Annotated in this window: 6 protein-coding genes; 3 read left to right on the top strand and 3 right to left on the bottom strand. The window is 64.3% G+C overall.

Annotation, left to right across the window (positions count from 1 at the left end):
- Positions 1-2793 (bottom strand): M10 family metallopeptidase (locus JAO75_RS21640; protein WP_199051253.1); only part of this gene is annotated, 2793 nt, incomplete at its 3' end.
- 215 nt (positions 2794-3008) lie between these two features.
- On the opposite strand from JAO75_RS21640, the gene tyrS reads away from it, so the two are divergent.
- Positions 3009-4271 (top strand): tyrosine--tRNA ligase, encoded by a 1263-nt coding sequence (gene tyrS, locus JAO75_RS21635; RefSeq protein ID WP_199051252.1) that lies wholly within the window; start codon positions 3009-3011, stop codon positions 4269-4271.
- A 169-nt stretch (positions 4272-4440) separates the two neighbouring features.
- Here the strand turns inward: tyrS and JAO75_RS21630 are convergent, their stop codons facing one another.
- Positions 4441-7893 carry a YhdP family protein gene (locus tag JAO75_RS21630; protein ID WP_199051250.1) on the bottom strand — a complete coding sequence of 1151 codons (3453 nt, stop codon included), beginning with the start codon at positions 7891-7893 and terminating at the stop codon, positions 4441-4443.
- Positions 7894-8064: 171 nt separating this feature from the next.
- Here JAO75_RS21630 and JAO75_RS21625 point away from each other — a divergent pair, with 171 nt between their 5' ends.
- Both JAO75_RS21625 and JAO75_RS21620 read left to right on the top strand, forming a co-directional pair.
- A complete protein-coding gene (locus JAO75_RS21625) occupies positions 8065-8532 on the top strand; it encodes a peroxiredoxin (RefSeq protein ID WP_199051248.1) in 468 nt (155 codons plus the stop codon).
- An 89-nt stretch (positions 8533-8621) separates the two neighbouring features.
- A complete protein-coding gene (locus tag JAO75_RS21620; RefSeq protein ID WP_199051247.1) occupies positions 8622-10013 on the top strand; it encodes a matrixin family metalloprotease in 1392 nt (463 codons plus the stop codon).
- A 47-nt stretch (positions 10014-10060) separates the two neighbouring features.
- Here the strand turns inward: JAO75_RS21620 and prfB are convergent.
- A protein-coding gene (gene prfB, locus JAO75_RS21615; protein ID WP_199051245.1) for a peptide chain release factor 2 occupies positions 10061-11189 on the bottom strand; the annotation gives its coding sequence in 2 pieces (ribosomal slippage) (positions 10061-11119 and positions 11121-11189; 1128 coding nt in all).
- Between the last annotated feature and the right edge of the window lie 89 nt (positions 11190-11278).

Below are 11278 nucleotides of genomic sequence, written 5' to 3'. Positions count from 1 at the left end.
GTCGTTGCCGGCATTGCCGTAGAGCTCGTTGTCGCCGCCGTTGCCGATGAGCTTGTCGCCGTAGCCGGAGCCGGCCAAGCGCTCGATGGAGACATAGACGTCGCCCGCCGCCTCGCCGGTGTTGTTGGCCGCGTTGCTCAGGTCCGCCGTGATGCCGGAAGCCGCCCAGTCGTAGATGGCCATGTCGAAGCCGGACCCGCCATCGAGCGTGTCCGCGCCCACGCCGCCGGCCAGGAAGTCGTCGCCGCCGTTGCCGTAGAGCGCATTGGCCACGGCGTTGCCGATGAGTGTGTCGCCGAAGCCGGAGCCGGCCAGGCGCTCGATGGAGACATACACGTCGCCCGCCGCCTCGCCGGTGTTGTTGGCTGCGTTGCTCAGGTCCACCGTGACGCCCGACGCCGCCCAGTCGTAAGCGGCGATGTCGGAGCCCGCCCCGCCGTTGAGGGTGTCGGCCCCGGCCCCGCCCACCAGCAGGTCGTGCCCGTCGCCGCCCACCAGGTAGTCGCCGTCGCCCAAGCCGAACAGCTGGTCGTCGCCGCCCTCCCCGTACAGGTCGTTGTAGCCCGCCGTGCCCGTGAGCACGTCGCCGAACTGCGAGCCGAACACCCCCTCGAGCGCCACGTACACGTCCCCGGCCGCCTCGCCCGTGTTGCGCCAGCTCTCGGAGAGGTTGGCCACCACACCGGCTCCGGCGCGGCTGTAGACGGCAAAGTCAAACCCCGTGCCGCCGTCGAGCCGGTCGGCGCCCACGCCGCCGGAGAGGTAATCGTTGCCGGCCTCGCCCAGCAGGCTGTCGTTGCCCCACAGCCCCTGCAGGTCGTCGTTGCCGGCATTGCCGTGCAGGGCATCGTCGCCCTGGCTGCCGCCGAGGGTGTCGTTGTAGGCCGAGCCGATCAGCCCCTCGATCGACACATAACTGTCGCCCGCCGCCTCGCCCCTGTTGCTCCAGGGGCTGGTCAGCAGGGCCGTGACCCCGGCGCCTGCCGCCGCATAGCTGGCAAGATCGAAGCCGGACCCGCCATCGAGCGTGTCGCCCGCACCCCTGCCTTGCAGGAAATCGTCGCCGCCGTTGCCATAGAGCGCATTCTCCGCGAAGGTGCCCACCAGCCGGTCGCCGAAGCCGGAGCCGGCCAGGCGCTCGATGCTGTCGTACACATCGCCCGCCGCCTCGCCGGTGTTGTTGGCCGCGTTGCTCAGATCCGCCGTGACGCCGGAGCTCGCCCAGTCGTAAGCGGCGATGTCGGAGCCTACCCCGCCGTTGAGGGTGTCGGCCCCGGCCCCGCCGACCAGCAGGTCGTCGCCGGCGCCGCCGTCGAGGTAGTCGTGGCCGGCCTCGCCGTGGAGGCGATCATGACCGTCATGGCCGTACAGGCTGTTGTTCAGGCCGTTGCCGGTGAGCACGTCGTTGTAGGCCGAACCGCCCAGCCCCTCGATGTCGAGGTAGGTGTCGCCGGCGGCTTCACCCGTGTTGGCACCCGACCACGACAGGTTGGCGGTCACGCCGGCAGCGGCATGGTAGTAGCTGGCCAGATCGAAGCCGTCGCCGCCGTCGAGGGTATCGCCCCCCTCGCCGCCGAGCAGGTCGTCGTTGCCGATCCCGCCATACAGCCGGTCGGACCCGCCACGACCCTGCAACTCGTCATGCCCCTCGTTGCCCTTCAGCTCATTCTGCGCTGCATTGCCCCGAACCTTGTCATTGCCGGATCCGCCATACGCGTTTTCGATCAGGGAGCGAGTGTCGCCTTTGTATTGGAAGGCGTTGTAGACATTTCCCGCGACCTTTGTGTAGACCGTCTTATTGGCGAGTTGGGTTTGAGAGAAGCGCGAGGATCCGCCGGGCGCCAGATCGATGACAGCATCGTCGGAATAGTTCGACATGTCATAGGTGTCGATGCCCCCGCCATCCCAGATGGTCAGGAAGATGCGCCCCAACTGGGTTGCTCCCTGGCCGAGTCCGTTGATGGTCATCTCACCCGATGTGACATTCCAGCGATAGACGGTATTGCCGCCGTTCGCAGTGAAATCGGCTCCATACATCGCCTGCAGCGCAGCTATGTCGTACTGCATGAAGGTCTGAGGGCGATCGTACGTTTCTTCGTACGACATCACCGTGAACTCGGTGCCGTCCCGCTGGGCTGACATTCTCGGCAGGCCGTCCGCCGAGTCGTGGGGATGCTTGAGACCGAGGGAGTGACCGAGCTCATGCATCGTCAAGAAATAGGCGTGGCTGCCCTTCCTCACATTCGTATTAGTCCCTGTCGTCAGCCAAGTGTCGCCGCCGTAGACTGGAACGCCAGGATAATAGCCGTGGCTCCGTTCAATCATGGAACCCGGCTCGAAGGCGGCTACCTTGATATTGGCGTCCCCGCGACCGGCATACGAAATGCCGGCGCTCACGAACCCGGCGACGGCAGCCATGATGTCGTGCACTGCCGTCTCATTCTCGGCAGAAAGCCTCTGGAAGCCGCTGGCGCTGGGGTTGATGAGTTCGTAATCCCACCTGGAATCCGGCAGAGAGTACGTGATCGTCGATCCACTCCACTTGGAGCCCGACATGAGGGCATTCACGTCGCTATCGTCATGCTTCGGGATGAAGTATTGAACACCTCCGAAGGTATATGACGGGTAGAGAGATCCCATGGCCGAGAAGAACTTGAGGGGTATACCCGATATGTTGTCGGACAGCCAGTTCCAAGCCGATTCAGCGGCGTCTCCTAGCCAGTTACCGATGTCTTCGACCTTATCGACGATCCAATCGCCAGCCGATTCAAAAGCGTCTGTGATCCAAGACATCGTCATCACCCGCATTTAAACATTATTACATATTGATACGATATAGCTCAGCTTTGTCAACATGAGGCCGGCGCAATAGGATTATTTTCTAAAAACTCCTCTGAGGCCCAATCCTCAGGCGATGGTTAGCAAGCACCGGCAAAACCACGTGAACTTCCGCCGCGAAGCTGATACAGGACCGCTCACCTGCGACTTAGACCATTGAGAGAGACGCGATGACCGCGCCACGTTCCGACTTCCTGAAGGTGCTCACCGAGCGAGGCTTCATTCACCAGACCTCGGATTTCGAGGGCGTCGACTCCGCCGCCTTGGAAAATCGGCTGACCACCTATGTCGGGTACGACTGCACCGGCCCGTCTCTCCACGTGGGGCACCTGCTCTCGATCATGATGCTGCACTGGCTGCAGAAGACCGGCGCCGGAAAGCCCATCACCCTCATGGGCGGCGGCACGACCCGGGTGGGCGATCCCTCCGGCAAGGACGAGAGCCGCAAGCTCCTCACCGTCGAGCAGATTGAGGCCAACAAGGACAGCATCAAGACGGTCTTTTCGCGCTTCATCTCGTTCGGCGAGGGCAAAGCAGACGCCATCATGGTCGACAACGCCGAGTGGCTGACCAAGCTCAACTACATCGAGTTCCTGCGCGACGTGGGCCGGCACTTCTCGGTCAACCGCATGCTGTCCTTCGACAGCGTGAAGCTGCGCCTGGACCGGGAGCACGAACTGTCGTTCCTGGAATTCAACTACATGATCCTTCAGGCCTACGACTTCGCGGAGCTCAACAAGCGCTACGGCTGCATCCTGCAGATGGGCGGCTCGGACCAGTGGGGCAACATCGTCAACGGCATCGATCTCGGCCGCCGCCTGGGCACGCCGCAGCTCTATGCGGTCACCTGCCCTCTCCTGACCACCGCTTCCGGCGCCAAGATGGGCAAGACCGCCTCCGGGGCGGTCTGGCTCAACGCCGACATGCTGAGCCCTTACGATTACTGGCAGTTCTGGCGCAACACCGAGGATGCGGACGTGGCCCGCTTCCTCAAGCTCTTCACCATCCTGCCGATGGACGAGATCGCCAGGCTGGAAGCGCTGCAAGGTGCGGACGTGAACGAGGCGAAGAAGGTTCTCGCAACGGAAGCGACCGCCCTCCTCCACGGCCGCGAGGCGGCGGAGCTGGCTGCGGAAACCGCCCGCAAGACCTTCGAGCAGGGGGCGCTCGCCGAGAGCCTGCCGACCATCGAAGTCCCGTCCCATGTGCTCGAAGGAGGCCTCGGCGTGCTGGCGGCCTTCGGCCCGGACTACGCGAAGCTCGTGCCGTCCTCGAGCGAGGCGCGCCGGCAGGTCAAGAGCGGCGGCCTCAAGGTCAACGACCAGACGGTCTCGGACGAGCGCGGGACCCTGAGCCTGTCGGATGTCACGGCCGAGGGCGTGATCAAGCTGTCCTTCGGCAAGAAGAAGCACGTGCTCCTGCGCACGGTGTAAGGCCTAGAGCATCGTGCGGAAAAGTGGCCCCGGTTTTCCGCCCGAACGATGCTCTCATCCAAGAAGAAAGCATCGGATCCGATCCCAAAAGTGCAAGTCCACTTTTGGGTCCGATGCTTTAGAGCATCGGAACGGCCTCGGAAGCAAACCCGCTTCCGGGGCCGTTGCTTCAGCGCTCGGGAGCCGCGGGCAGCGATCCCGTCTGCGGCGCGCTCTCGGCGCCCACGCCGAAGAGCTTGCGCAGGAAGCCCGGAGCCACCGCCGAGAGCGGATTGACCGATAGGGATGGCGCGCTCGCCTGACCGTTCAGGCGGAAATTGACGGCGAACAGCCCCTCGTTCTGCCCGCCGCCCAGAAGCGGCCCGAACAGCGGCACCTGCGCGAAGACGTTGTTGAGCCCATAGGCCGGCACGAAGGTTCCCTGCACGTCGAGGCGGTCGCGGGCATAGTCGATGAACCCGCCCAGGGTGAAGCCGATCTGGTTGCCCCAGATGGCCGCATCCCTGAAATCGAGGCGCCCGGCGCTGCGGGAGAACTCAAGCCGCGCCTTGGTGAACTGGACCTCGTTCATATCCACGCGGACCAGCTGCGGCTTGCCGGCCTGATCGCGCCCCGTGACGATCTGGGTCTGAGTCGGGATGATGCGGCGCAGGGCCGGTTCGTTGACCAGGGCGAAAGAATGCATGATCACATGCCCGGCCTGAGGCTCGTCCCCTGTGGAGACCTGGAGAATGAGGCTGCCGCGCGACATGCGCTTGTAGATGTCGGTGAAGCGCAGGAGCGCGCCCGCATCCTCCGCCTGGATGATTACCACCGGGCTGCCTCCATTCTGGGGAATGGTGCGGCCGAGGATGTCGGTGGCGCCGAGACGCCCTTTCAGGTCCAGCTGGCGCAGGCTGTCCTTGCGCATGGATGCCTTAACCGAGGCGTTGGTGATCGCCTCCTCGTTGAACCCGGTCAGGATGTTGAGGTTCACGTCGAGATCGAAGTCCTTCGAATCCTTGCCGGCCGCTCCGTTGCGCCCGCCCGAGGCGGTTGCTCCTCCACCTTTCACGAAAGGCCGCGCATCGCCCACATTGCCCCGGATCGTGACCTTGTAGACTCCGTTGGAACGCTCGACCTGAGCGCGCATGTCGTCGCCGGGCGAGAGCTTGAAGGTCGAGAGTTCCGCCTTGTCGAGACCGCCCTCGTTGTCGAGCATGGCATTGCCGCGCAGCTGGACGCTGCCGCTGTCGAGCTGCAGATCCCGGATCTCGCTCGTCGGTCCTTCGACCATGGTGAAGGTGAGCTTGCCCGGCCGGCCGACCGGCTTCACCCAGCCCGGGACGAGCTGGTCGACACCGGCCTTGGCCAGGTCCGCCTCCACGTTGATGACGGAGGGCGCATTCTCGCCCAGCGGGAGGCTTGCCTTCAGGCCGATTGTGCCGGTGAGCTGCGAGCCGAAGGACAACCCGCGCCGGTTGCGCGCGGCCTCGTCGAGAGAGAAAGCCACGCTGGCCTGACCGCCCTGCCGATTCTTCTGGAGATCGATGACGGCTGCGCTGCCGGCGAGCTTGCCATTGCCTTTGACGGAAAGATCGCCCCGGTCGTAGGCGATGGTCAGGTCGGCGCCCTCCAGGCGGTCCTTTCCGAAGAAGCCGTCGACGCCGAAATCGCCGATCGCGCCAGTGACCTTCAGCGGCAGGTCCTTGAACTCGGGGATCTCGTGGACGGGCAGGCCGATGCCAACCCGCAGATCCACCCTGCCCTTCATGGTGGCGGGATCGATGTTGAAGCCTGCGATCTCCTTGATCCTCGGCTCCAGCAGAAGCGCGCCAAGGCCGTCGGCACCTCCCGTGAGGCGGAAATCGATGCGCGCCACCCCGTTGTCGTTCCAATAATTGTCCAGGACGAAGGTGCCCTCGGAGGCCGAAAGGGAGCGGTCGTTCGCCATCTGGACAAGCCCGACCGGGGCGCGCACGAGCACCTTTCTGCCGGTCACATGGCCGGTGGCGTTCAGGCCCGAGATCGGCGGGATGCCCTCATCGACCTGCAGGGTGCCGTTGGAGACGGCGAAGTCGATCTTCAGGGATTCGTCGGGCGTCGGACCGCCGTTCAGCGCCTTCTCGATATCGGCTCCGGTCATCGCGACCTTGAGGTCGATGGATTCAAGCAGGCCGGCTTTCAGATGGGAAACCAGATAGCGCCGCACCGGCGGGGCCACGGCCTCGGGCCAGAGGCGCAGGGCGGAGCGGATGTCCGTTTTCTCGGCCTGCACATCGAGCCTCAGCCCCTTCGGATCGTCGGTGGCGGCCAGGAGGCCGCTGATGCGGGCGGAGAGTTCCGGACCTTTGAGCGTGATGCCGTTGATCCTGACGCCGCCTTGCCCGGACAGGTCGGCGGTGAACTCGCCGACCCGCAGGGGCCGGTCCCCCGCGGCCGCTCCCGACCAGGCGATGTCCCGGCCATTCAGGGACAGACGCCATGGGTTGCTCCCGTTGGGAGCGAGCAGGCGCCCCTGAACGCGCAGGTTCGTGTCTCCGCCCTTCGCCTCGATGCGTTCGAGCTCAAGCGCCTTCGCGGGCTCGTTCCAATGGGCCTCGATGATGGCCTTCTCGACCGGGAACGCTGAGGTATCCTGGTCCTGGATCTGAATGGTGCCGGGGCTGCTCTCGAGCCGCGTCTTGAGTTCCGTGACCCGCCCCTCCGCAAAGGCCATGTCGAACCGGCCCGAGAACTCGAGATCCGTGGTCGCCGGCATCTCGGAGGCGCCGGAGAGCAGCAGAATGTCCGTGATCGGCGCCCGCTCCGCCACGATGCTGGCCCGGTAGGAATCCTTGCCCCGCACGGTCGCATCGCCGTTCAGCCGCCAGGGACCCTGCGGCCCCTCGACCGTTGCGGCGAAACGGCGCCCGCCGTCCTCCGTCCAGTCGAAGGCGGCGTCGACGCGCTTGAATCGCGCCCGCTCACGGCCGTCCGCATCGATGAACACAAGGCGCGCATTGGTCAGCTGCGCCTGATTGAGGGAGTGCAGCACGCTCCCGGGACCGACGATGAGTTCGAGCAGCGACCCGACCGCTCCGGACACGGGGGAAGGCCCGTTCACGTCACGGGCCATGGACGCGGCCGCCTCCTTGGAGGGCTCCTGCACGGCCGGAGCGGGCTGGGCTCCCTCCCCTTCGGTTTCCTGGACCGGCGAGAAGGAGAGTGAGCCGTCCCGGTTCACCCGGACCCGCAATTGCAGGTCGCGCACCTCGACAGCCTTGGGCTGGAGATTGGCCGTCAGCAGCGAGGTCAGGTCTGCGCTCAGGATGGCATAGGGTGCCCGCAGCACGAGGTCGCCGCCGGGGGCACGGATGTCGAGGCCGTTCGCCCGGAGGGCCGGCGAGCCGTCGTGCAGCTCGATCGCCGTATTGCGCAGCGTCACGCTCCAGCCGGGCCCGATGCGGGCCGCCAGCGCCTCCGCGACCCGCTCGGGCAGACGGCCGAAGCTCATGGGCGCCGCTGACAGGCGCAGGTAGAAGAGACCGAAGGCCGCTATCAGAAAAACGATCAGGCCAAGCTTCACATAGAGAGTGCCACGCAGCACGCGCCTGAGCAGGCTTCGCTTGACCGGGTCTCGCCGGGACAACGTGTTACGCAACGGCAGCTTCATTCTTGTGACGATTGCCAATCCGGTTCTTGCGCATGGGCGCCGTTCAGGGAATCAGAAGATGAGACCTTAACCGCCTCGGGTGCCACCCGCGACCGTTCCCTTCAGTCGTGCACACCAGAGGTTTCCAAACAGTACATTCCGCCAAAAGGAAGGCGAGTCATGCCTCTTACCATCGGAACCCCGGCCCCGGACTTCTCCCTGCCTGCGACAGATGGTCGGGAGATCGGCCTCGGCGGGCTGAAGGGCCGCAAGGTCGTGCTCTATTTCTACCCGAAGGATGACACCAGCGGCTGCACCCTGGAGGCGCAGAACTTCCAGGCCCTGAAATCGGAATTTGCCGCTGCGGACACGGAGATCGTCGGGATCTCGCCCGACAGCCTGAAGAGCCACGACAAGTTCCGCGCCAAATACGGCCTGGATCTCGCACTGGCCTCCGACGAGGCCACGGCCATGCTCCAGGCCTATGGCGTCTGGGTCGAGAAAAGCATGTATGGCCGCAAGTACATGGGAGTCGAGCGCACCACGGTGCTGGTCGACCGTGACGGGACCGTCGCCCAGGTGTGGAACAAGGTGAAGGTTCCAGGGCATGCCGAGGATGTACTGAAGGCAGCCCAATCGCTACGCTAGCGACAGGATGGCTCATTGCAGCCAAACCCTATAACGTTCTAAAGTTTCATTCCTCGCCTGCGTATTCCCTCCTAGGTGGCGCCCTCCCGATGTCGAACTATACAGCCATTCTCTCTGGCCAGAGCTGGAACGCGGATTCCTCCTTGAAGACAGGCAAGAAGCCCGTCTTTCTCACCTACACCTTCAATGCTCTGGCCTGGGGCTCGTCAAAGCTCGGCAGCGCCGACAAGGCCATGGCGAAGAAGGCCCTGAAGATGTGGGAAGATGCCTGCGGCATCCGGTTTCTCGAGGTCAGGAAGGGCGATGCCGAGCTGAAGTTTCAGTGGCACTGGACCTGGCAGGATGCCAGCGCCTGGGCGGAGTTCCCGGAGCTCACCCGAAGCAGGCTCGACGGGTGGTCGGACAAGGTGCGGGATGAAAGCGGCGGGAACATCTACCTGAACAGCCGGTATCGTACCGAGCTCTCGGGAAGCCCGAATTTCAAGCTCTACGTCATGCTTCACGAGATCGGTCACGCGCTCGGCCTGAAGCATCCCTTTCACAAGATGCCGCATAACAAGGAGCTGCTTGGGTCAGGCCTCGACAACGTCAAGCACACCGTCATGAGCTACACGGGGGGCGACCTCAAAATGGGTCCCGTCCAGCTCGGGGCGCTGGACATCGAGGCGATCCGCGTCCTCTACGGCAGCCCTTCGCAGGACGGCAAGCAGGTTGCGAAGTGGAGCTGGAGCAAGACTAAGGAGACGCTGTCCCAAACCGGCAAGGGCAAGGCTGACATCATCTATGGCGTCAACGCCAAGGATATCATCAAGAGCGTCAGCGGCAATGACAAGCTCTACGGTTTCGCCGGCGATGACCGTCTATACGGGGGAGTTGGCAACGACGTCCTGAGTGGCGGAGAGGACAATGACGACCTGTATGGGCATTATGGCAACGACGTCCTGAGAGGCGGACTCGGTGACGACATGCTGTGGGGCGGCACTGGTAATGACAACCTCGGTGGCGGCTATGGCGATGACACGCTGTACGGCGACTTCGGCAGTGATGTCCTGAAGGGTGATGACGGTAATGACATTCTCCAGGGTGGCGAAGGCAGCGACAACCTGGACGGCGGAGATGACGACGACACGCTTCAGGGCGGCGCTGGCAGCGATGTTCTGAATGGCGGTGAAGGCAGCGATCGGTTCGTTTTCGATACTTGGTTCAATGGAGTCGACGACGTCGATCTGATCGTCGGCTTCGACTACGACACGATTGTCTTGTCCTCGGGGGTTTTCACCACTCTGGCACGAGGCCCCCTCAGCTATTCAGCTTTTGTGAAGGGGCCAGCCGCGCAGGATGCGGACGACCGGATTGTCTTCAACGCCAATGAGCTATCCCTCTCGTACGATCCGGACGGCTCCGGGCCGGCCGCCGCTCTGTATTTTGCAAGGTTCCAGCAATCTGTGTCGCTCTACTCCTACGACTTTGTCGTCGTGTAGGCACCCGCAACGAAAAAGGCCCGCTCAATTGAGCGGGCCTTCTTTTCTTAATCGATATCCTCGACCTCGGCACCGCCGCCATAGACGCGCTGGGCGAGGGAGGCTTCCATGAAGGGGTCGAGGTCGCCGTCGAGCACGTCCTGCGGCGCGGTCGACTGGGTTCCCGTGCGCAGGTCCTTCACCATCTGGTAGGGCTGCAGCACGTAGGAACGGATCTGGTGACCCCAGCCGATGTCGGTCTTGGCGGCCGCCTCGGCGCTGGCCTTCTCCTCGCGCTTCTTCAGCTCCGCCTCGTAGAGGCGCGCGCGCAGCATGTTCCAGGCGGTAGCCCGGTTCTTGTGCTGGGAGCGCTCCTGCTGGCAGGCCACCACGATGCCGCTCGGAATATGCGTGATGCGCACGGCCGAGTCGGTGGTGTTCACGTGCTGGCCGCCCGCGCCCGAGGAGCGGAACGTGTCGATCCGGCAGTCGGATTCCTTGACCTCGATATTGATGCGGTCGTCCACCACCGGATAGACCCACACGGACGCGAAGCTCGTGTGACGGCGGGCGTTCGAATCGTAGGGCGAGATGCGCACGAGGCGGTGCACGCCCGACTCGGTCTTGAGCCAGCCATAGGCGTTGTGGCCCTTGATCAGGAGCGTGGCGCTCTTGATGCCGGCCTCTTCGCCGTCGGTGATTTCCAGAAGCTCGACCTTGTACTTCCGGCGCTCGGCCCAGCGGGCATACATGCGCTGGAGCATGTTGGCCCAGTCCTGGCTTTCCGTGCCGCCGGCGCCCGAATGCACTTCCACATAGGTGTCGTTGGCATCGGCCTCGCCGGAGAGCAGGGTCTCGACCTGGCGGCGGGCCGCCTCGGCCTGGAGGGCGCGGATCGCCTCCTCGCCTTCCTTGATCGTGGCCTCGTCCTCCTCGGCCTCGCCGAGTTCGATCAGCGTGATGGCGTCATCGAGCTCCTGCCCGAGGCGCTTCACGGCCGAGATCTGCTCCTCCAGGGAGGTGCGCTCGCGCATGATCTTCTGCGCGGCCTCGGCGTCGTTCCAGAGGTTGGGATCTTCGGCCTGGGCGTTCAGTTCCGCGAGGCGGCGCTGGGCGGTATCCCAGTCAAAGATGCCTCCTCAGCAGCCCGACTGACTGCTTGGTCTCTTCTACGAGATGTTGGATTTCGGCGCGCATTGTTCCGTTCGTTCTGTCCGTGCCTGCGATAGCGGCGTCTTAGAGCATCGGGCCTCAAAGGGGAATGCCCTTTGGGCGCCCTGCCCTGG

This window comes from Microvirga splendida (assembly GCF_016427565.1).
Taxonomy (GTDB): domain Bacteria; phylum Pseudomonadota; class Alphaproteobacteria; order Rhizobiales; family Beijerinckiaceae; genus Microvirga; species Microvirga splendida.
Note: the sequence above shows the minus strand (reverse complement) of the source record. Positions and strands in the feature narration are given on the sequence as shown.

Excerpts from the sequence above, each read along its gene's own strand:
- tyrS (WP_199051252.1), top strand. The coding sequence starts at position 3,009 with ATGACCGCGCCACGTTCCGACTTCCTGAAGGTGCTCACCGAGCGAGGC.
- JAO75_RS21625 (WP_199051248.1), top strand. The coding sequence starts at position 8,065 with ATGCCTCTTACCATCGGAACCCCGGCCCCGGACTTCTCCCTGCCTGCG.
- JAO75_RS21620 (WP_199051247.1), top strand. The coding sequence starts at position 8,622 with ATGTCGAACTATACAGCCATTCTCTCTGGCCAGAGCTGGAACGCGGAT.